This window comes from Rhodospirillales bacterium, assembly GCA_016872535.1.
In the GTDB taxonomy this organism is placed as follows: Bacteria; Pseudomonadota; Alphaproteobacteria; order Rhodospirillales; family 2-12-FULL-67-15; genus 2-12-FULL-67-15.
The window spans coordinates 1-19,371 of the sequence record VGZQ01000043.1 but is presented as its reverse complement, the minus strand read 5'-3'; the positions used below and the strand labels follow the sequence as shown (position 1 = coordinate 19,371).

At 68.3% G+C, this 19,371-nt stretch carries 21 protein-coding genes; 10 read left to right on the top strand and 11 right to left on the bottom strand.

Going from position 1 to position 19,371, the window contains the following annotated elements; translation table 11 throughout:
* Positions 1-8 precede the first annotated feature (8 nt).
* The 7 genes from moeB to FJ311_09860 form a co-directional block, all read right to left on the bottom strand.
* Positions 9-830 (bottom strand): molybdopterin-synthase adenylyltransferase MoeB, encoded by an 822-nt coding sequence (gene moeB / locus FJ311_09890; GenBank protein ID MBM3951752.1) that lies wholly within the window; start codon positions 828-830, stop codon positions 9-11.
* 21 nt (positions 831-851) lie between these two features.
* Entirely contained in the window at positions 852-1,844 is a 993-nt protein-coding gene (cysK, locus tag FJ311_09885) for a cysteine synthase A (GenBank protein MBM3951751.1), read from the bottom strand.
* Positions 1,845-1,849: 5 nt separating this feature from the next.
* On the bottom strand, positions 1,850-2,305 hold the full coding sequence (locus FJ311_09880; protein MBM3951750.1) for an Rrf2 family transcriptional regulator: 456 nt from the start codon (positions 2,303-2,305) through the stop codon (positions 1,850-1,852).
* Positions 2,305-2,763, bottom strand: coding sequence for a dUTP diphosphatase (locus FJ311_09875; protein MBM3951749.1), 459 nt, complete (start codon positions 2,761-2,763; stop codon positions 2,305-2,307). The genes FJ311_09880 and FJ311_09875 overlap by 1 nt, the downstream gene beginning before the upstream one ends.
* A complete protein-coding gene (coaBC, locus tag FJ311_09870) occupies positions 2,760-3,992 on the bottom strand; it encodes a bifunctional phosphopantothenoylcysteine decarboxylase/phosphopantothenate--cysteine ligase CoaBC (protein ID MBM3951748.1) in 1,233 nt (410 codons plus the stop codon). Before coaBC ends, FJ311_09875 begins: the two co-directional genes overlap by 4 nt.
* A gap of 116 nt (positions 3,993-4,108) precedes the next feature.
* A complete protein-coding gene (locus tag FJ311_09865; GenBank protein MBM3951747.1) occupies positions 4,109-4,912 on the bottom strand; it encodes an alpha/beta hydrolase in 804 nt (267 codons plus the stop codon).
* Positions 4,913-4,934: 22 nt separating this feature from the next.
* On the bottom strand, positions 4,935-5,687 hold the full coding sequence (locus FJ311_09860; protein ID MBM3951746.1) for a class I SAM-dependent methyltransferase: 753 nt from the start codon (positions 5,685-5,687) through the stop codon (positions 4,935-4,937).
* Positions 5,688-5,749: 62 nt separating this feature from the next.
* Here FJ311_09860 and mutM point away from each other — a divergent pair, with 62 nt between their 5' ends.
* The 9 genes from mutM (at position 5,750) to FJ311_09815 (ending at position 15,843) form a co-directional block, all read left to right on the top strand.
* Entirely contained in the window at positions 5,750-6,592 is an 843-nt protein-coding gene (gene mutM, locus FJ311_09855) for a bifunctional DNA-formamidopyrimidine glycosylase/DNA-(apurinic or apyrimidinic site) lyase (GenBank protein MBM3951745.1), read from the top strand.
* Between the two features lie 32 nt (positions 6,593-6,624).
* On the top strand, positions 6,625-7,044 hold the full coding sequence (locus FJ311_09850) for a hypothetical protein (GenBank protein MBM3951744.1): 420 nt from the start codon (positions 6,625-6,627) through the stop codon (positions 7,042-7,044).
* A gap of 72 nt (positions 7,045-7,116) precedes the next feature.
* On the top strand, positions 7,117-7,890 hold the full coding sequence (locus tag FJ311_09845; protein MBM3951743.1) for an enoyl-CoA hydratase: 774 nt from the start codon (positions 7,117-7,119) through the stop codon (positions 7,888-7,890).
* Between the two features lie 204 nt (positions 7,891-8,094).
* Positions 8,095-8,358 carry a 30S ribosomal protein S20 gene (locus FJ311_09840; protein ID MBM3951742.1) on the top strand — a complete coding sequence of 88 codons (264 nt, stop codon included), beginning with the start codon at positions 8,095-8,097 and terminating at the stop codon, positions 8,356-8,358.
* Between the two features lie 735 nt (positions 8,359-9,093).
* Positions 9,094-10,542 carry a chromosomal replication initiator protein DnaA gene (gene dnaA, locus FJ311_09835; protein MBM3951741.1) on the top strand — a complete coding sequence of 483 codons (1,449 nt, stop codon included), beginning with the start codon at positions 9,094-9,096 and terminating at the stop codon, positions 10,540-10,542.
* A 107-nt stretch (positions 10,543-10,649) separates the two neighbouring features.
* A complete protein-coding gene (locus FJ311_09830) occupies positions 10,650-11,765 on the top strand; it encodes a DNA polymerase III subunit beta (protein ID MBM3951740.1) in 1,116 nt (371 codons plus the stop codon).
* Positions 11,762-12,982 (top strand): DNA replication/repair protein RecF, encoded by a 1,221-nt coding sequence (recF, locus tag FJ311_09825; GenBank protein MBM3951739.1) that lies wholly within the window; start codon positions 11,762-11,764, stop codon positions 12,980-12,982. The genes FJ311_09830 and recF overlap by 4 nt, the downstream gene beginning before the upstream one ends.
* 27 nt (positions 12,983-13,009) lie before the next feature.
* The gene (gene gyrB, locus FJ311_09820) at positions 13,010-15,490 is read left to right on the top strand and encodes a DNA topoisomerase (ATP-hydrolyzing) subunit B (protein ID MBM3951738.1); all 2,481 of its coding nucleotides are present in this window, start codon (positions 13,010-13,012) and stop codon (positions 15,488-15,490) included.
* Positions 15,491-15,513: 23 nt separating this feature from the next.
* Positions 15,514-15,843: a hypothetical protein gene (locus FJ311_09815; protein ID MBM3951737.1), complete on the top strand. Its 330-nt coding sequence runs from the start codon at positions 15,514-15,516 to the stop codon at positions 15,841-15,843.
* Here FJ311_09815 and FJ311_09810 read toward each other — a convergent pair.
* The 4 genes from FJ311_09810 to FJ311_09795 all read right to left on the bottom strand — a co-directional run bounded on the left by FJ311_09810 (position 15,840) and on the right by FJ311_09795 (position 19,006).
* Positions 15,840-16,871 carry a U32 family peptidase gene (locus FJ311_09810; GenBank protein ID MBM3951736.1) on the bottom strand — a complete coding sequence of 344 codons (1,032 nt, stop codon included), beginning with the start codon at positions 16,869-16,871 and terminating at the stop codon, positions 15,840-15,842. The genes FJ311_09815 and FJ311_09810 overlap by 4 nt on opposite strands.
* Positions 16,834-17,826: a U32 family peptidase gene (locus FJ311_09805; GenBank protein MBM3951735.1), complete on the bottom strand. Its 993-nt coding sequence runs from the start codon at positions 17,824-17,826 to the stop codon at positions 16,834-16,836. Before FJ311_09805 ends, FJ311_09810 begins: the two co-directional genes overlap by 38 nt.
* Positions 17,823-18,146 carry a hypothetical protein gene (locus tag FJ311_09800; GenBank protein ID MBM3951734.1) on the bottom strand — a complete coding sequence of 108 codons (324 nt, stop codon included), beginning with the start codon at positions 18,144-18,146 and terminating at the stop codon, positions 17,823-17,825. The genes FJ311_09805 and FJ311_09800 overlap by 4 nt, the downstream gene beginning before the upstream one ends.
* A 413-nt stretch (positions 18,147-18,559) precedes the next feature.
* A complete protein-coding gene (locus tag FJ311_09795; protein ID MBM3951733.1) occupies positions 18,560-19,006 on the bottom strand; it encodes a ligand-binding protein SH3 in 447 nt (148 codons plus the stop codon).
* A gap of 228 nt (positions 19,007-19,234) precedes the next feature.
* Here FJ311_09795 and FJ311_09790 point away from each other — a divergent pair.
* Positions 19,235-19,371 (top strand): C4-dicarboxylate ABC transporter substrate-binding protein (locus FJ311_09790; GenBank protein ID MBM3951732.1); only part of this gene is annotated, 137 nt, incomplete at its 3' end.

The following is a 19,371-nucleotide window of genomic DNA, read 5'->3' as shown; positions in this document are numbered from 1 at the left end:
GGCCGTCTTCACCCGCGCCGGTGATGGGAAAGATCGCGGATGGTCGGGGCGTCGCCGCACAAGGGGCAGCCTGGATCGGCCGGCACGCGGATCTTGCGCATCTCCGCCGACAGGCCGTCGCACAGCATGAGCCAGCCGGAGAGGCTCTCGCCGATGCCGAGAATTTCCTTCAAGACTTCGGTCGCTTGGAGCGAACCGATGACGCCGCAAAGCGCGCCGAGCACGCCGGCCTCCGCGCAGGACGGAATTTCGCCGGGCGGCGGGGGTTCGCGGAAGATGCAGCGATAGCACGGCCCGTGGATGTTGCCGGGGCCGCCGCTCGGGCTCCGTTCGTGCGCCTTGAAGGTGGCGACTTGGCCGTCGAAGCGGAGGATCGCGCCCGAGACCAAGGTCTTCTTGGCGAGAAAGCAGGCGTCGTTGAGCAGAAAGCGCGTTTCGAAATTGTCGCTACCGTCGGCGACGATGTCGTAACCGGAAATCACGTCGAACGCGTTGTCGGGGCCGATGCGCGCCTCGTGGGTTATCACGCGAACCTCGGGGTTGATTTCGGCGATGGTGCGGCGCGCGCTCGCCACCTTGGCCTCGCCGATGCGTCCCGTGGCATGCACGATCTGGCGCTGAAGATTGGAAAGATCGACGTGATCGGCGTCGATCACGCCGAGCGTGCCGACTCCGGCGGCGGCGAGATAGAGCAGAAGCGGCGAGCCGAGCCCGCCCGCGCCCACCACCAGCACCTTGGCCCGCATCAGGCGCGCCTGGCCTTCGCCGCCCACCTCTTTCAGCAGGATGTGGCGGGCGTAGCGGCGGACCTGGGATTCGGTGAAGTCCATGATGCGATTACTATCCTGGCCCTATCCCGACCCGATGCCTTCGAACAAGGCGGTCGAGAGATAGCGCTCGGCCGAGCTCGGCAGGATCACGAGCACGGTCTTGCCCGCCATCTCGGGCCGCGCGCCGATTTCGAGGGCGGCGGCGATGGCCGCGCCCGAGGAAATGCCGACCGGCAGGCCCTCCAGCTTTGCCGTCTTGCGCGCGGTCGCGAACGCGGTTTCGTTGCCGATGCGGAGAATCTCGTCGATCAGGCTGGTGTTGAGCACCTTAGGGACAAAGCCCGCGCCGATGCCTTGGATCTTATGCGGCCCCGGCGGTCCGCCCGACAGCACGGCGCTGTCCTCGGGCTCGACCGCGACCATGCGCAAGCCAGGTCGCCGCGGCTTCAACGTTTCGCCCACGCCGGTCAGCGTGCCGCCAGTGCCGACGCCGCTGACGATGACGTCCACGTTTCCTTCGGTGTCGCGCCAGATTTCCTCGGCGGTGGTGCGGCGGTGCACCTCCGGGTTGGCGGGATTCTCGAACTGCTGGGGCATGTAGGAGCCTTCGTGCGCGCGCAGCAACTCGACCGCGCGCTCGATCGCGCCGCGCATGCCCTTGGCCGCCGGGGTCAGCTCGATCTCGGCGCCGAGCAGGGCGAGAATCTTGCGCCGCTCCACCGACATGCTGTCGGGCATGGTCAGGATCAGCCGGTAGCCCTTGGCGGCGGCGGCGAAGGCCAGCGCGATTCCGGTGTTGCCCGAGGTCGGCTCGATCAGCACCGCGCCCGGCCGGATCAACCCGTCGCGTTCGGCCGCCTCGATCATGGCGCGCCCGATCCGGTCCTTGACCGACGAAAGCGGGTTGAAAAACTCGCACTTGCCGAGAATGTCCGCCTTGCACCCGGCCTCGGCGGCAAGCCGCGATAGCCGGACGATGGGCGTCGCGCCGACGGTCTCGACGATCGAGTTGAACACGCGCCCGCGCGACGGCGGCGTTACGGCGGAAAATGTGGCGGTGGGCTTGTTCGGCATGGCGGTCAGATGGCGAAATCGAGGTTGCGACGACCTTCGCTCGCGATGCCGGCGGCGGCCGCGCGCGCACACAAATCCTCGATCGAAACCGTGTCGAGCCGGCCCATGAGAACGTCGTTCAATTCGCCCCACAGCGGCCGCACCACCTTCTGGCCGAGTATCGAGCCGCCGGCGTCGGCGATGTCGGCTTGGCCGGCTTCCAACGCGCGCACGACGCGCACGATTTCGCCGACCGACACGCGCCGGCGCTCGCGCGCGAGCCGATAACCGCCGCGCGGCCCCCGCACGCCGACCAGCACGCCGGCCCGCACCAGTTCCTGCAACGCGCGCTCGAGGTAGCGCTGGGGAATGCCCTGGCGGCGGGTGATCTCCGCGCTCGGCACCGGATTGGCGCCGGCGTGGTAGGCGATGTCGAGCACCGCCTCGATCGCGAACAGGGTCTTGCGCGAGAGCTTGAGCATCACGCGCCCCCGCCGGTCCCGGTCGAGCCGAACCCGCCCGGCCCGCGTGCGCTCGCGGGCAACTGGTCGCTCACGCGCCAGCGCACGGCCTCGATCCGTTGGACGACGATCTGGGCGATGCGCATGCCGCGCTCGACGACGAAGGGCGCCTCGCCGAGATTGACGAGGATCACCCGGACCTCGCCGCGATAGTCGCAATCGATGGTGCCGGGCGCGTTCAAGACGGTGATGCCGTGGCTGAGCGCGAGACCGGAACGGGGGCGCACCTGCGCCTCGAAACCTTCGGGCAAGGCGAGCGCGATGCCGGTGGGAATCGTCTCGCGCTTGCCGGGGGCGAGCACGACCGGCTTCTCGACCGCGGCGAGCAGGTCGGCGCCCGCGGCCCCGGCGGTGGCGTAGGCCGGCAGCGCCAGGCCGTCGCCGTGGGGAAGGCGCGCGACTTTGACCTCGACGGTCATGTGCGGCCCCGTTTCGAAGAACGCAGGGTTTCGGCGATCCGCCCCGCGAGCCGCTCGGCGAGCGCACCCTTGCTCATCGCCGGCCATTGGTCCGCGCCCTTCGCCGACACCAGCGCGACACGGTTGGCGTCGCCGCCGAACACGCCGGTGCCTTCCGACACGTCGTTGGCGAGTATCCAATCGCAGCCCTTGGCCGCGAGCTTCTTTTTGGCGTTAGCGATGAGATCGTCGGTTTCGGCGGCGAAGCCGATCACGAGTTTAGGCCGGCATTTTCCGGCATGCGCGAGCGTCCTCAGAATATCCGGGTTCTCGGCGAGCGCGATCTTGGGGGGCGCGCCGGTTTTCTTGATCTTTCTCTTGGCCGCCTCGGCCGGGCGCCAGTCGGCGACGGCGGCCGCGCACACCGCGACATCGACGGGCAACGCTCGTTCGCATGCCGCTAACATCGCGCGCGCCGATTCCACGTGTACCGTCGCGACGCCCTCGGGATCGGGAAGCGCCACCGGCCCCGTCACCAAAGTCACGCGGGCGCCGGCGCGGGAAAGCGCGCGCGCAATGGCGTGGCCCTGCTTGCCCGACGAGCGGTTGGCGATGTAGCGCACCGGATCGAGCGCTTCCCAGGTCGGGCCGCTGGTGACCAGCGCGCGCGCGCCGCGAAGCGCGCCGACCGGCGCGCCGCCGTCGGCGAGGAACGCGCGCACCGCCTGGACGATGGCGTCGGGCTCGGCCATGCGGCCCATGCCCCATTCGCCGCAGGCCATGTCGCCTTCCTCGGGGCCGACGAAACGGACGCCGCGATTTTTCAAGGTCGCGAGATTGGCCTGGGTCGCCGGATGTTCCCACATGCGCACGTTCATGGCCGGCGCCGCCATCACCGGTCTGTCGGTGGCGAGCAAGAGCGTGCTGGCGAGATCGTCGGCGAGGCCGGCCGCCATCTTGGCGAGCATATCGGCGCTCGCCGGGGCCACCAGCACCAGGTCGGCCTCGCGCGAAAGCCGGATATGCCCCATCTCGCTTTCGTCGGTCAGCGAAAAGAGATCCTCGTAGACCTTGTCTTCGGCGACGGCGGCGAGCGCGAGCGGAGCGACGAATTGCTTGCCGCCCCGGCTCAGCGCGCAGCGGACGGCGAGCCCGTGTTCGCGCAGGCGGCGCACCAGTTCCGGCGTCTTGTAGGCGGCGATGCCGCCGGTGACGACCAGCAAGATGCGGCGACCGGCCTCGGGTCGCATGGGCGATTTATTGGGGTTCTTAACCATTTAACGAACGCTTTGTGTGGATAGGCTAGCGCCCGCGTCCACGCTCCGCAAGGATGGAAGTAAGCTATTGAATTTGAATGATTTTAAACTTAGTCGGTGATCGCCTTAAGCCACTCGAGCACGATCCAGACACCCTCGCTCGGCGTATCCAGATGCCCGCCCGGAACGGAGGCGTAGCGGTTTTTCGGGTGCGCCGGTGCCTGGTCGTAAATCGCTCCCTTGCCGGTCGCGAACAGGGAGTCGTTCTCGCCGATCACCCACAGGAGCGCCGTTCCGGGTTTGAGTCGCGACGCCGTGCGCGTCATCGCGGCCGCGCTCTCGGGGTCGAAATAGCTGAGAAAGATGCTCGCGGTCGTGCGTTTGCCCTCCCGGCGTCCCTGGTTGAGATCGTTGAACTCGAACGGCTCGTTGCCCTTGCCGGCGGCGGCTTGCCCCTTGGCGCGCTCGACGTCGGCGGCCATGGCCTGGCGGAAGCGGCCCAGGTCGGGAACATGCCCGGGGGCGAGCGCGACGAGACCGACGACACCCTCCCGCGTGGCACCATAGGCGAGGGCGGCGTTGGCGCCGAAACTGTGCCCGCCGACGACGATGCGTTGCGCGCCGTTGGCTTTGAACTTGGCGACCGCCTGGTCGATTTCTTTCAAGGCGTCGTCGTAACCGACATCGTAATTGCGGTGCCGCGACCAGGGCATGATCGGCGTTTCTAACATCACCCCGGCGCTTTGGAGGGCGTGCGAAATCCGGTAGAGGTGGCGGTCGTCGGGCGCGCCCCACTTGCCGTGTATCAGCACGATGCCGATCTTGCGCTCCTTCAGATCCTGGGCCGCTGCGTGTGGGGCGGCACCGAGCAGGACGAACAACGCGGCCAGCAGACCGGCGATCCGACGGGGCATGGGTTTCGTCCTTGTATGAAGGTTAGAGCCGCCAGCCCCAATGGAGCGCGGCGATGCCGCCCGAAAGGTTGTGGAAGCCGACCCGCTCGAAGCCGGCTTGGCCGAACATCCGCGCGAATTGTTCTTGCGGCGGAAAGCGGCGGATGCTTTCGGCGAGATATTGGTAGGCGTCGCGATCGCCGGCGATTTTTTCGCCGAGCGCCGGCAGCACCTTGAACGACCATGCGTCGTAAAGCCGGTCGAGCCCGGGCAGCGACATCTTGCTGAATTCGAGTACCACGAACCGCCCGCCGGTCTTGAGCGCGCGGTAGGCTTCCGCCAGCGCCGCGTCGAGCCGGGTCACGTTGCGCAGGCAAAAGGCGCTGGTGGCGACGTCGAACGTCCGGTCGGCCGAGGGCAGGTTTTCGGCGTCGCCCGAGATCCAGGCGATGCCGGAATCGGGCCCGCGTTCGGCGGCGCGTTTGCGCCCGACCGCGATCATGCTGGGGTTGACGTCGACCACCGTCGCCGGTCCGCCGCCCGCGTCGCGCCAGAGCATGGCGATGTCGCCGGTGCCGCCGCCGATGTCGAGGAGCGTGAGGTCCGCGCGCGGCCGCAACCGGTCGATGAGCGCCCGCTTCCACAGGCGATGCACGCCGAGGCTCATCAGGTCGTTCATCAGGTCGTAGCGCTCGGCGACCGAATCGAACACCCGGCGCACCAGCGGCGCCTTCTCCGATTCCCCGACGGTGCGGAAACCGAAATGGGTGCGGCGGGATTCGGGCGCGGGCGTCATGGTCGGAACGATAGCCGAGGCGGGCGGCCTTCGCTAGCATGCGCGGTGTCCGAGGTCCGCCAATGCCCGAACTGCCCGAAGTGGAAACCGTCCGCCGCGCGCTCGCCCGCCAACTGGAAGGCCGTCGCATCGCCCGGGTCCGGGTGCGAAAGCGCGACTTGCGCGTTCCATTGCCGCGTGACTTCGCCCGCCGCCTGGAGGGCCGCCGGGTGCGCGAGGTCGCGCGCCGGGCCAAGTTCCTGCTCGTCCGGCTCGACCATGACGACATCCTGGTCGCGCACCTCGGCATGTCGGGGCGGATGCGGCTGTTCCGCCCGCCGCCGCCGGCGGCGGAAAAGCACGACCATGTCGAGATCGAAACCGACGATGGAACGGTCCTTCGTTTCAACGACCCGCGCCGGTTCGGGCTGATGGCGCTCGTGCCCGAAATGGACCTCCCCCGGCACCCGTGGTTCCGCGCCCTCGGGCCCGAGCCGCTGGCCGCCGATTTCGACGGCGCCGCCCTCGCCCGGCGGCTGGCCGGGCGCAAGACCGCGCTCAAGGCCGCGCTCATGGACCAGCGCATCGTCGCCGGCATCGGCAATATCTACGCGTGCGAGGCTCTATTCCGCGCGCGGCTCTCGCCGTTCCGCAAAGCGGGATCGGTCAAGGGCCCCCGCGCGGACGCGCTCGCGCGCGCCATCCATGCGGTGCTCGAAAGCGCCATCGCCGCCGGCGGGTCCTCGCTCCGCGATCATCGCCAGCCTTCGGGCGAACTCGGCTATTTCCAGCATCGCTTCGCGGTCTACGACCGCGAGGGCAAACCGTGCCCCGGCTGCGATTGCGACGCCGCCGAAACCGGCGGCATACGCCGCAAGGCGCAGGGTGGGCGATCGACGTTTTATTGTCCGCGCCGCCAGCGGTGAAAAGGGCGGCGCGGGATGATATACGTTTTCTTATGACGTTGTTGTCGTCGCTCCGATGCGTGCTTGCCGCCGCGGCCCTGGTCGCGGGGCTGTCGGCCGCGCAAGCGCCCGCGCAAACCGCGACTCCCGCGACACCGGCCGAACCCGACGAAGAAGCGGTGTTTCTGTCCGTGATCGAGGACATTCCTTTGATGCCGGGCCTGGTCGAAGACGAAGCCCGCGCCCTGGTCTTCGACGCGGCGCAGGGAAGGCTCGCGGAAACCTATGCCCGGGGCAAAGTCGAGGCCAAGGCCGTGCGCGAGTTCTACGGCGAAACGTTGCCCGCGCTCGGCTGGCGCGCCGAAGGGCGCTCCCGCTGGGTGCGCGAGGGCGAGGCCCTGACCCTCGACATCGCCGACCGGGCGGACGGCCTCGACGTGCGGTTTTCCTTGTCTCCCGCCCGGATTCGATAAGGTTCCCCGCAAGGACCTGTCGCCCGGGCCGGTTCCGTCGTATCTTCCCCCGCCGCTCCAGGAGGTGCCGCCATGGCCTTTCAGAACATCATCGTCGAAACGCGCGGGCCGGTCGGGCTCGTCATTTTCAACCGACCCAAGGCGCTCAACGCCCTCAACGCCCAATTGATCGCGGAACTGGCGCAGGCGCTGGACGCCTTCGAAGCCGACACCGCCGTCGGCGCGATCGTGGTGACCGGCAGCGAAAAGGCGTTCGCGGCCGGCGCCGACATCAAGGAGATGAAGGACAAGACTTTCGCCGAAGCCTTTCTCGGCGATTTCATCTCGGATTGGGAGCGCCTCGCGCGTTGCCGCAAGCCGACCATCGCGGCGGTCGCCGGCTACGCGCTCGGCGGCGGTTGCGAAATGGCGATGATGTGCGATTTCATCCTCGCCGCCGACAACGCCAAGTTCGGCCAGCCGGAAATCACGCTCGGCATCATCCCCGGCGCGGGCGGCACCCAGCGCCTGACCCGCGCGGTGGGAAAGTCCAAGGCGATGGAAATGTGCCTGACCGGGCGGATGATGGATGCGGCCGAGGCCGAGCGCTCGGGCCTGGTCAGCCGGGTGGTGCCGGCGGCCGAACTGGTGGAAGAAGCGGTCAAGACCGCCACCGCCATCGCCAAGATGTCCCGGCCATCGGCCCTGATGGCCAAGGAAGCGGTCAACCGGGCATTCGAGACGACGCAGGCCGAAGGCATCCGCTTCGAGCGCCGTTTGTTCCATTCGCTGTTCGGCACCGCCGACCAGAAGGAAGGCATGGCCGCCTTCGCCGAAAAACGCCAACCCAATTTCGCCAACAAATAGGCCCGCGCGCGGTCGGCCGAAAAACGTTGGGTCGCCGCGGTTGACGGCGCGGAGGCCGGGGGCTATAAGCCGCTCCCTCCGCGTCGATCGGCGGCCCGCGAGGGGGCTTGGCGCGGAAAACCCGGGTTCGGAGTTCGTTTCGGAGTCTAGGGCATCATGGGCGACCAAGCACCAGCGGCCGGCGCAGGCGCAAAAAAGAAAAAAATCGCGCGCACAAAGTCGGCGCTCAAGCGCGCGCGCCAGACGCCGAAACGGACCGCGGTCAATATCGCGCGGCTGAGTCGGGTTCGCACCGCCGTGCGGGCGGTCGAAGCCGCCATTGCCGCCGGCGACAAGAAGAAAGCCGAGGCCGCGCTCCGCGTGGCCGAGCCGGAACTGATGCGCGGAAGCCGCCAGGGCGTCGTCCATCGGCGCGCGGCGGCACGCAAGATATCGCGTCTCGTCGCCCGCATTCGCAAGATAGGTTGAGACTTCCGTTCTCCCGCGCGCTTTCCCTCGCGCGGCGAATTCCCCCGTTTGACGCCGAGCCGGCCTGCGCTTCATCTGACGCGCGGCGTTGAGTTCATTTTCGGACCAATTTCGTTCCCGGCCGCGGTCAACAGACTGCGAACGCTCGATATTTTTTTGCGCGCCATTTCGTTTTATTTCGTTCGCGATCGCGCTCGCCACGGAATTTCGTCAAGGGAGATTTTCTCACGCGCGACGATCACAAGCCGGTTGCGCACACGAGCGCCTCTCGCTACAGTTCGTTCGTGTCGATGACGCACATCGGCGCGCCCACGTAAAATATCCGCGCACACGCTTTATCCGCTTCGTCACATTCACGCGAGAAACACAGGCACGCGAGAAACACAGCACCTGCAATCTCGAACGACGGAAGCTTGGCGACTTCGTTCGCGTAAATCCTCGGAATCGAGCGCGGGCAGGAGAGAGTGACGGATCGGGTCGGATGACGGGCGGTAACGGCCCGAGAGTATGACAAGGAAATCCGGCGAAGAACCGGGCTTCCACGGCTTTCAGGGGGGTTCCTTGACGGATTTCGTTTCCAATATTCCACTCCGGTCGGCCCGGTTTTCCGGGGCCTCCGGCGCACCGCCGCCATGGCGACGCATTGAGGACTCGGGAGGCCGCGTTCGGCGGTGACGGCGGCCGAAATCGAGCAACGGGCGATTTCGAGAAACGTGCCTTCAGGAAGATTTCTTAATGTCCAGCGACAACATCCCAAGCCCGGTTCCGCTTTCAAACATCGAAAACGAGTGGCGCGACATTTGCGCGCGCTTGCGCGGCGAAGTGGGCGACGCGGCCTGGCAAAGCTGGCTCAAGCCGATGGCGGTCAAGTTGTTCGAGAACGGCCGCGTCCGCTTCGCGGTGCCGACCCGGTTCATGCGCGATTGGGTGCTCGACAACTACGCCGACCGGATTGCCAGGATGTGGCGCGAGATCAACCCCGGGGTGGCCGGTCTCGACGTCCAGGTTTCCGCGGAACGCGCGGCTCCGCCGCTCCGGCCGCCGGCATCCGGGCCGAAGTTCGGCGCGCACGCCTCGCCCGCGTCCGCCGGCGACGCGGCCAACGGAATATTGGGCGGGACGCCCGGCGCGCCGGGGGCCCGCCCCGCGCGCGAGGGCATCAGCGCGCCCCTCGATCCGCGCTATGTGTTCGATGCCTTCGTCGTCGGCAAGCCCAACGAATTCGCCTGGGCGGCGGCCAAACGGGTGGCCGAGGCGACCAAGGCCCCGCCTTTCAATCCGCTCTTCCTCTACGGGGGCGTCGGCCTCGGCAAGACCCACCTGATGCACGCGATCGCCTGGCACATCCGCACCCACCAGCCGAAGCGCAACGTCATCTATATGTCGGCCGAGAAGTTCATGTACCGCTTCATCCGCGCGCTGCGCGAGCAGAACACGGTCGATTTCAAGGAACAGTTCCGCTCGGTCGACGTGCTGATGATCGACGACGTGCAGTTCATCGCCGGCAAGGATTCGACCCAAGAGGAATTCTTCCACACCTTCAACGCCCTGGTCGACCAGGGCCGCCAGATCGTGATTTCCGCCGACAAGTCGCCCTCCGATCTGGAGGGGATGGAGGAACGGCTGATTTCGCGCCTCAACTGCGGCTTGGTCGCCGATATCCACGCCACCACCTACGAATTGCGCCTCGGCATCCTCGAATCGAAGGCCGAACAGCTCGGCGAGGCGGTTCCGCACAAGGTGCTGGAATTCCTGGCGCACCGGATCACCGGCAACGTGCGCGAACTGGAAGGGGCGCTGAACCGGGTCGTCGCCCAGGCCCAGCTGGTCGGGCGCGAGATTTCGCTCGAAACCATCCAGGACTACCTCAAGGACCTGCTCCGGGCCAACGACCGGCGGGTGACGATCGAGGACATCCAGAAACGGGTCGCCGCCCACTTCAATGTCCGCCACGCCGACATGTTCTCCGAGCGCCGCTCGCGCTCGGTCGCAAGGCCGCGCCAGATCGCCATGTACCTCGCCAAGCAGCTGACCCAGCGCTCGTTGCCCGAAATCGGGCGCAAGTTCGGCGGTCGCGACCACACCACGGTCATGCACGCGGTCCGCAAGGTGGAAGAATTGCGCGCCCAGGACCAAGCCTTCGCCGAGGACGTGGACATGCTCCGGCGCATGCTGGAGGGTTGAGAGGCCGGGATTTTTTCGGCTTCGGCGCGCGGTTTCCCCGACAAGGCGTTTTGCTATAATGGCCGGACTGTCTCCGGTATCCGCCATCGCAACCTAGCCGATATCCCATGAAATTCACGATCGAGAGGGCCGCGCTGCTGAAGACCCTGGGCCACGTGCAAAGCGTGGTCGAGCGGCGCAACACCATTCCCATTCTCGCCAACGTCAAAATCGCGGCCGCCGACGGCAAGCTCGCGCTCAGCGCGACCGACATGGATATCGAGGTGGTCGAAAGCGTCGCCGCCGCGATCGCGGCCAAGGGCGCGACCACCGCGCCCGCGCATACCCTTTACGAGATCGTCCGCAAGCTGCCCGAGGGAGCCGAGGTCGAGATGGACGCCGGCGGCGACGGCAAGATCGCGGTCCGCGCCGGGCGCTCGCGCTTCCAGCTCGCCTGCCTCCCGGTCGAGGAATTTCCGGTCATGGGCGGGGGCAGTTACGCCCACACGTTCCGTCTCGGCGCCGCCGAATTGCGCGGCATCGTCGAGCGCACGCGCTTCGCCATTTCCAACGAGGAGACTCGCTACTACCTCAACGGCATCTACCTGCACGCGGCCAAGCACGACAAGACGCCGGTGCTGCGCGCGGTCGCGACCGACGGCCATCGCCTTGCCCGCGTCGAAGCGCCGCTGCCCAAGGGCGCCGCCGGCATGCCCGGCGTGATCGTGCCGCGCAAGACGGTCAACGAGCTGCACCGGCTGATCGAAGGGTCGGACGCCGAGGTCGAGATCGGCGTATCCGACACCAAGATCCGCTTCGCCCTCGACGGCGCGGAGATCGCCTCCAAGCTGATCGACGGCACCTTCCCCGATTACGAGCGGGTGATCCCGACCGGCAACGACAAGGAAATGGAAGTCAACCGCCGGATCTTCACCGAGGCGGTCGATCGCGTTTCCGCCATCTCGAGCGAGAAGTCGCGCGCGGTCAAGCTCAAGCTCGGGCGCAACATGCTGGAACTGTCCGCCACCAGCGCGGAAAACGGCAGCGCCAGCGAGGAGATCGAGGTCGCCTACCAGGGCCCGGGCCTCGAGATCGGCTTCAATGCGCGCTATCTGCTCGACATCGCCCAGCAGATGAGCGGCGACACCGTGCGGCTCGCCATGGCCGACGCCGCCTCGCCGACCGTCCTGGTGGATGCGGCCGATGCCGCCGGCCTCTACGTCCTGATGCCGATGCGGGTATGACCCGGGCGTCGGCGTCGTCGCGCCCCCCGACCGAGCCCGCCCCGGTTGCCCCTGCGCGCGCGGCGTTTTCCGTCGGCCAGCTCGCGCTCACCGATTTCCGCTCCTACGCCCGGCTTCGGCTCGACGTTCCCTCCGGTCCCGGCCTGATCGTTCTGGTCGGCCCCAACGGCGCGGGCAAGACGAACGTGCTGGAGGCGATTTCGTTTCTCGCGCCGGGCCGGGGATTGCGCGCGGCGGCGCCGGCCGAGCCGACCCGCTGGGGCGCGGCGGCGGCAGGGCCCGCCCTGCGCCCGGCGTGGGCGGTGGCGGCGCGGGTCGATGGGCCCCACGGCACGCACGAGATCGGCACCGGCCTCGATCCCGAAGCGGACGCGCCCGAACGCCGCTTGGTGCGCGTCGACGGCACGCCCGCGCGCGCGCAGGGGCGGCTCCGGGAAACGTTCGCGGTCCACTGGCTGACGCCGCCGATGGAGCGCTTGTTCCAGGACGGCGCCGGCGAGCGTCGCAAGTTCGTCGATCGCGTCGCCGCGGGGCTCGCCGCCGGGCACGCCGAGTTGAAACAGAATTACGAGCGGGCGGCGCGCGAGCGCATCCGGCTGCTGGCCGATTCCGGGGCCGGGGCCGAGCCGGGCTGGCTCGCGTCCCTGGAAGCGCGCATGGCCGAAACCGGTATCGCGCTGGCATGCGCGCGCGCGGCCGCCGCCGACAGGCTCGACGCCGCCTGCCGCGAGGCGCGCGGGGTCTTTCCCGGCGCGCGGGTGGCGATGACGGGCGCGGTCGAAGATTGGCTTGCGGAAAGCCCCGCGCTCGCGGCCGAAGAACGGCTCCTCCGTGCGCTCCGGGATTCGCGCGAACGCGACGCCCTCACCGGCACGACCCGTGTCGGCCCGCACCGCAGCGACATGGCGGTGCGCCACGCCGGGGCCGACCGCGCGGCCGAACAGTGCTCGACCGGCGAGCAGAAGGCGCTCCTGATCGCGCTGGTGCTCGGCGCGGCCGACGTGCTGGCGGACGCCCACGGCGCCCGGCCGACGCTGCTGCTCGACGAGGTTGCCGCCCATCTCGATCGCGTCCGGCGCGAGGCCCTGTTCGCGGCGCTCCTCGATTCGGGCGTCCAAGCGTGGCTGGCCGGGACCGAGCGCGAACCGTTCGCGCCGCTCGCCGGCCGGGCGCTCTTTCTCGCGGTCGGCGCGGGCGCGATCGAACCCTTGCCTTGATGCGCCGGGTGGGTGAATCTCGGGATCATGAGCGCCAAAGCTGACCGGCCTGAGAAGGGCCCCGATAAGGCTCCCGAAAAAGCCCCCGAAAAGGCTTACGACGCCGACTCGATCAAGGTCCTGCGCGGGCTCGACGCCGTGCGCAAGCGCCCCGGCATGTACATCGGCGACACCGACGACGGCACCGGCCTCCACCACATGGTCTACGAGGTGGTCGACAACGCCATCGACGAGGCGCTCGCCGGCTACTGCGATCGGGTCGACGTGGTGCTCAACGGCGACGGCTCGGTCACGGTGCGCGACAACGGCCGCGGCATCCCGACCGACCTCCATCCCGAGGAAAAGGTCTCGGCGGCCGAGGTCATCATGACCCAGCTCCATTCGGGCGGTAAATTCGACCAGAATTCCTACAAGGTTTCGGGCGGGCTGCACGGGGTCGGCGTTTCCGTGGTCAACGCCCTCTCCGAATGGCTGGAGTTGCGCATCTGGCGCGCGGGGCGCGAGCATTTTGTGCGCTTCCGGCACGGCGCGGCCGAGGCGCCGCTCAAGGCGACCGGCGAAGCGCCCAAGACCGAATCCGGGAAGCCTCTGACCGGAACCGAGGTCACCTTCCTCGCCTCCAAGGAAACCTTCTCCAAGACCGAATACGATTTCGCCACCCTCGAGCACCGGCTGCGCGAGCTCGCGTTCCTCAACTCCGGGGTGCGGCTGACCCTCACCGACGCGCGCAAGCCGACGCCGACGGTGGTCGACATGCACTACGAGGGCGGCCTCAAGGCGTTCGTCGATTGGCTCGACCGTTCCAAGAACGCGCTGGTCCCGACCATCGTGGTGAAAAGCGAGAAAGACGGCCTCACGGTCGAGGCGGCGCTGCAATGGAACGACGCCTACCACGAGACCATGTTCTGCTTCACCAACAACATCCCGCAGCGCGACGGCGGCACCCATCTCGCCGGCTTCCGCAACGCGCTCACCCGCTCGATCGCCAAGTATGCCGAGGATTCCGGCATCGCGCGCAAGGAGAAGATCCCGATCAGCGGCGAAGACGCGCGCGAGGGCCTCACCTGCGTGCTCTCGATCAAGGTGCCGGACCCCAAGTTCTCGTCCCAGACCAAGGACAAGCTGGTCTCGTCCGAGGTCCGCCCGGCGGTCGAAGGCGTGATGGGCGAAGCCCTCGATTCCTGGTTCGAGGAGCATCCGACCGAGGCGAAGAAAGTCATCGGCAAGATCGTCGAGGCCGCGCTCGCGCGCGAAGCGGCGCGCAAAGCCCGCGAACTGACCCGGCGCAAGGGCGCGCTCGATCTCTCGTCGCTGCCGGGCAAGCTCGCCGACTGCCAGGAACGCGATCCGGCCAAGTCGGAACTGTTCATCGTCGAGGGCGACTCGGCCGGCGGTTCGGCCAAGCAGGGCCGCGACCGGCGCACCCAGGCGATTCTGCCGTTGCGTGGGAAGATTTTGAACGTGGAACGCGCCCGCTTCGACAAGATGCTGAGCTCGGCCGAAATCGGCACCCTGATCGCCGCGCTCGGCACCGGCATCGGCAGCGAGGACTTCGACATCGCCAAGTGCCGCTACCACAAGATCATCATCATGACCGACGCCGACGTGGACGGCGCCCACATCCGCACCCTGCTGCTCACCTTCTTCTTCCGCCAGATGCGCGAGGTGGTGGAGAAAGGCTATCTCTACATCGCCCAGCCGCCGCTCTACCGGGTGAAACGCGGCACGTCCTCGGTCTACTTGAAGGACGACGCCGCGCTCGAGGAGTTTTTGTTCTCGGCGGTGATCGAGGAAGGCGCCGTGTTCGTGCCCTTCGACGGCCAGCAGGTCGGCGGCGCGCACTTGCGCGAAGTGGTGGAGGCCGCGCGCCAGATCAAGGGCATGATCGCGCGTCTCGGCGCCCACGTCGCCATGCCGGTGCTCGAGCAGGCGGCGATCCTGGGCGCGCTCGACCCCCGGGTGCTGGCCGACCGCAAGCAGGCGGGCGAGGTCGCCGGCGTGATCGCCAAGCGTCTCGATGCCCTGGTGCAGGCGATCGAGCGCGGCTGGAAAGGCGAAGCGCTCGCCGACGGCAGCCTCGCGTTCGCGCGCACGCTCCGGGGTGTGGCCGAACGCCACGTCATCGACGGCGCGGTCATCCGCTCCTCCGACGCGATCAAACTGGAAAAACGCGCGGCCGAATTGCAAAAGCTCTACGCCCGCCACGGCAAGCTCGAGGTCAAGGGCGAAACGATCCCGATCACCGGCCCGGTCGCTCTGGTGGACGCGGTGACGCGGCTCGGGCGGAAAGGTCTCACGATCCAGCGCTACAAAGGCCTCGGCGAGATGAACCCGGAGCAGCTTTGGGAAACGACGCTGGACGCCGAGGTGCGCACGCTCCTGCAGGTCAAAGTCACCCACGCCGACGAGGCGGAAGAGGTCTTCTCCAAGCTGATGGGCGACGTGGTCGAACCCCGGCGCGATTTCATCTCCGAAAACGCGCTCAAGGTGGCGAACCTGGACGTCTGAGCGCCGCGGCTCCCGTTGGACCCATGCACCTTCGCGACATTCCCTTCGGCACCACCGACTGGGCGGACGTGCCCGCCACCCGCCATCCGGGGGAAAAGGGCGAGGCGATCTGGCGCACCCGCCAATTCGGCGAAGTGCGCGTGCGCATGGTCGAATACAGCCCCGGCTATCTCGCCGACCATTGGTGCGAGAAGGGGCACATCCTGCTGGTGCTCGAGGGCGAACTGGTGACCGAACTCAAGGACGGGCGCCAGGTCGTGCTGAAACCGGGATCGAGCTACCAGGTCGCCGATCACGCCATGGCGCACCGCTCGCGCACCGCGACCGGCGCCAAGCTGTTCGTGGTCGATTAGGCGCGAAGGCTATCGGCCACCCATTCCTCGCCCGCGCGGCCGTGGACGAAGCCGTTGACGAACGCGATCTCGGGCGCAACCAGCGGGCGCAGTGCGGCCATCGCCTCGGCGCCGCCGATGCGGCCGTCGAGCCGGCGGCGAAAGACGTCGGCGACCGCCACCATGTCGATCGCCTGCGGCAGCAGGCGGAACCTCTTGACGCCCGCCGCGCGCAAGGCCGCGACCTCGTTCGCCAGATTGGCGTAGGCGTGCGACAGGATGTGGCAGCCGGCGATGGCGAGGAAGCGTTCGCCCTCCGCCGTTTCGACCGGCAGACCGTCGGCGTCTTCGGCGCAGACGAAGCGGCAGTTGATCTTGTGCCGATCGCGCGAACGGGCGTGAAAGCAGCGCGCCGACATGGCGAGCGGCACCCGCCCGAAGGCGACGACCTCGCATTCGGCCGCGGTCGCGGCGGCGATGGCGCCGACGGCCGTCGCCGGCAACTCGACCGGCAGGCAGATGCGCGTCGCGCCGAGGCGGGCGAGCAGGCGCGCGGTGTCCTCGCTGTAGACGTTGACGAACGGGCCGACGTGATGGGCCTTCCCGCGCAGCAACTCGACCGCCGCCAGGTCGTTGGCTTCGACCAGGCCGCGCCTGGCCGCGGCATCGGCGACGAACGTCATGTCGCGCGCGCCGGTGACCAGCGCGAGGGTGGAAAAGACCACTTCCTTGCCGGCGCGGATCAGGCGCTCGGCGACCTCGTCGAGGTGCGGATCGAAGAACGGCGCGCGCTTCGCGCACACCACTTCGCCCAGGCAGACGGTATCGACCGGCGCTTCGTCGGCGATGCGGAAATAGAAATCCCGCCGTTGGTCCGCCGGCCAATTGTGTAGCAAGGGACCGAGCGTCAGCGCGGCGCGCGGTCCCGCCGGTAGGCGGGCGGACGGAGAAATCCCCGCGCGCTTATCAAGATGCGCCTCTACCGGGGCGCGCGCCGGTTTCGTCTTCGCCCTAGTGCCAGATTTTGGCGTAGCCGCCGAGCGTTTCATGGTGACCTTCCGTGACTTGACGCAGATCGACGGTCTTGAGCGGCTTGCCCGCGAGCGCGGCGTCGAGCGCGCGGCGCAAGGTTCCCACCACCTCGGCGACATAGGCGCGCCCGCGCTGGCGGCCCTCGATCTTGAAGGCGCGCACGCCGGCCTTGAGCAGCGCCGGCAGGGTTTCGACCGCGTTCAGGCTGGTCGGTTCCTCAAAGGGATAGGCCGCGCGGCCGCGGACATGGTAACAGCCGCGGCAGAGGGTCGGGTAGCCGGCGGGCTCGCCCGCCGGATGGCTCGAAATCGCGTGCCGGCCGAGACGGGAAACCAGGGCGCCGTCCGCGTTCTGGTCGTAGCGGACGTATTCGGCGGGTGAGCACGCCCCGCCCAGGTTCGGCGAAATGCCGGTGACGTAGGAGGACAGCGCGCAGCGGCCCTCGGCCATCACGCCCATGGCGCCGAACAGGAAAACCTCGGCCTCGACCGGCACGCGCCGGATCAATGCCGCGACTTCGGCGACGGTGAGCGTCCGGGGCAGGATCACGCGGCGAATGCCGAATTCGCGGCGGAAGAATTCGATCGCCTCGGCGGTGGAGGCGGACGCTTGGACCGAGAGATGCAGGCGCAGGTCGGGATGTTTCTCGGCCGCGTAGGCCGCGACCGCGATGTCGGCGACGATCGCGGCGTCGGCTCCGAGACGCGCGGCGTCGTCGATCGCGGCGCGCCACGGCCCGGGCTCGCCGGCGAGCGCGAAGGTGTTGATGGCGACGAAGACCTTGACGCCGCGCCGGTGGGCAAGCGCGACGGCGTCCTTCATCTCGGGGCGGCTGAAGTTGAGGCCGGGAAAATTGCGCGCATTGGTGCGGTCGCGGAATCCGACATAGACCGCGTCGGCGCCCGCGTCCACCGCCGCGCGCAAGGCGGCCGGGGTGCCGGCGGGGCAAATCAGTTCGGCCGCTTGGGTCATGGGATGGTCCGCCGCACCGTTAATCGGGCGTGTACCCTCTCCAAGACGCCGCCGCCGAGGCGCAGCAGGCGCTGCACCAGCCTCGCCGCGCGTCCGGGCGGAAACACCAGTTCGACGAGTCCGCCGAGTTCGGCGTTGTCGAGGGCGTTGCGCAACGCCACCGCCGCCTCTGTCGAGCCCTCGATCGCGATCTCGCGGGAAAAGAACAGCGCGTCTCCGTCGAGCCGGCCGTCGGCGAGCGCCGCGAGCCGGCTGAGCGGGCCCCGCACGACGGCGGCGACCCGGGCCGGATCGAGATCGCTCTTGGCCACCGCGCGCATTCTCGGGCGGCGGGTGTCGGCGCGCACGATGACGGCGACGGGAAGCTCGTCGGGAACGAGCGCGAAGGTGGGATCGGGGATCGCCGCCAGCCGTTCGAACAGATCGGGATGACGGCGGGCGGCGAAATGGGCGGTTGCGGCGAGCAAGGGGCCGAGCACCCGGGCGAGGACCGCCGCGCCCCGATAGGGGCGCAACCCGATACGCGCGCGGTGATTCGCCCGCGCGCCCCGATCGCGGCGCGTCAGCGGACGTTCGGCTCGCGGCCCTCGGGTCGGCGCCGGAATGGGGTTTGCCACGTTGTCAATCCCCGCGGATCGGAAACGCGCATGATGCCGCGGGCGAACGGCCCGTCCTTGATCGTGGTCAAGGGAGTTTTCTCAGCGAAGGCGGATTTGCGGAGGCCCGCGCCGCCTCAGGCGACGAAGCGTTCCTTCGCCGCGCGCGCCGCCTTGGCCTCGTCGGCGGAATAGCCCTTGCCCGACCACAGCATGGTGTAGGCGGTTTCCTCGTTGCCGTTCTCGCAGAGCGCGATCACGTCCTTGAACAGCGGCTGGAAGGTCGGGCTCCGGTGGGACTTTTCGTGTTCGGCGAACGAGCGCCAAAAAGTGACGATCAGCGCCTCGCGCCCCTTCAGGGGATGGGCGACAGCCTGGCCGACGGTCGAGCCTTCGTTCGATACTTGGCCGGAATTGAGGCAGACGAAGCCGCCCACGAACCCGGTGTCGGAATGGTAGGTCTTGACGTTCTCGCACAGCATCGCGACCCGTTCTTCCAACTCGTCCAGGTTGTGTTCGGGCTTCAGGATCACCCGGTTGACGGTGACGACGCCGTCGGCGGGAAAATCGGGAATGAAAGACATCGGGGCCACCTCCGTTAACCATCCCGGGCTGAGGGCCCGGCGCATGTGTCTTTCACACACATAGGCGGGACGGCCGGGATTACCAGGGGCGCCGAGTAGGGGCATTGGCAAGGCCGACCACCTTTACGGGCCGGTTGCGCGAAAGCCCGAATCCGGGCATGGTTTCGCACCGACGCGGGCCTTTTGCGCCTGCTTCCAACAGCAAGATTCGCAAGGGAGGATCATCACATGTTCGAACGCACTTTTGCAGCCGTCGCGTTGGCCGCGGCGTTGGCCGTATCGGGCGCCGCCCAGGCGCAGATGAAGCCGATGACTCTCGGCACCGCCTCCGTCGGCGGGACGTATTTCATTTACGGCGGCGTGGT

Bases quoted from the DNA above. Each gene is read 5' to 3' on its own strand.
- moeB (MBM3951752.1), bottom strand. From the start codon at position 830: ATGGACTTCACCGAATCCCAGGTCCGCCGCTACGCCCGCCACATCCTG.
- cysK (MBM3951751.1), bottom strand. From the start codon at position 1,844: ATGCCGAACAAGCCCACCGCCACATTTTCCGCCGTAACGCCGCCGTCG.
- FJ311_09880 (MBM3951750.1), bottom strand. From the start codon at position 2,305: ATGCTCAAGCTCTCGCGCAAGACCCTGTTCGCGATCGAGGCGGTGCTC.
- FJ311_09875 (MBM3951749.1), bottom strand. From the start codon at position 2,763: ATGACCGTCGAGGTCAAAGTCGCGCGCCTTCCCCACGGCGACGGCCTG.
- coaBC (MBM3951748.1), bottom strand. From the start codon at position 3,992: ATGCGACCCGAGGCCGGTCGCCGCATCTTGCTGGTCGTCACCGGCGGC.
- FJ311_09865 (MBM3951747.1), bottom strand. From the start codon at position 4,912: ATGCCCCGTCGGATCGCCGGTCTGCTGGCCGCGTTGTTCGTCCTGCTC.
- FJ311_09860 (MBM3951746.1), bottom strand. From the start codon at position 5,687: ATGACGCCCGCGCCCGAATCCCGCCGCACCCATTTCGGTTTCCGCACC.
- mutM (MBM3951745.1), top strand. From the start codon at position 5,750: ATGCCCGAACTGCCCGAAGTGGAAACCGTCCGCCGCGCGCTCGCCCGC.
- FJ311_09850 (MBM3951744.1), top strand. From the start codon at position 6,625: ATGACGTTGTTGTCGTCGCTCCGATGCGTGCTTGCCGCCGCGGCCCTG.
- FJ311_09845 (MBM3951743.1), top strand. From the start codon at position 7,117: ATGGCCTTTCAGAACATCATCGTCGAAACGCGCGGGCCGGTCGGGCTC.
- dnaA (MBM3951741.1), top strand. From the start codon at position 9,094: ATGTCCAGCGACAACATCCCAAGCCCGGTTCCGCTTTCAAACATCGAA.
- FJ311_09830 (MBM3951740.1), top strand. From the start codon at position 10,650: ATGAAATTCACGATCGAGAGGGCCGCGCTGCTGAAGACCCTGGGCCAC.
- recF (MBM3951739.1), top strand. From the start codon at position 11,762: ATGACCCGGGCGTCGGCGTCGTCGCGCCCCCCGACCGAGCCCGCCCCG.
- gyrB (MBM3951738.1), top strand. From the start codon at position 13,010: ATGAGCGCCAAAGCTGACCGGCCTGAGAAGGGCCCCGATAAGGCTCCC.
- FJ311_09815 (MBM3951737.1), top strand. From the start codon at position 15,514: ATGCACCTTCGCGACATTCCCTTCGGCACCACCGACTGGGCGGACGTG.
- FJ311_09810 (MBM3951736.1), bottom strand. From the start codon at position 16,871: ATGAAACGCTCGGCGGCTACGCCAAAATCTGGCACTAGGGCGAAGACG.
- FJ311_09805 (MBM3951735.1), bottom strand. From the start codon at position 17,826: ATGACCCAAGCGGCCGAACTGATTTGCCCCGCCGGCACCCCGGCCGCC.
- FJ311_09800 (MBM3951734.1), bottom strand. From the start codon at position 18,146: ATGCGCGCGGTGGCCAAGAGCGATCTCGATCCGGCCCGGGTCGCCGCC.
- FJ311_09795 (MBM3951733.1), bottom strand. From the start codon at position 19,006: ATGTCTTTCATTCCCGATTTTCCCGCCGACGGCGTCGTCACCGTCAAC.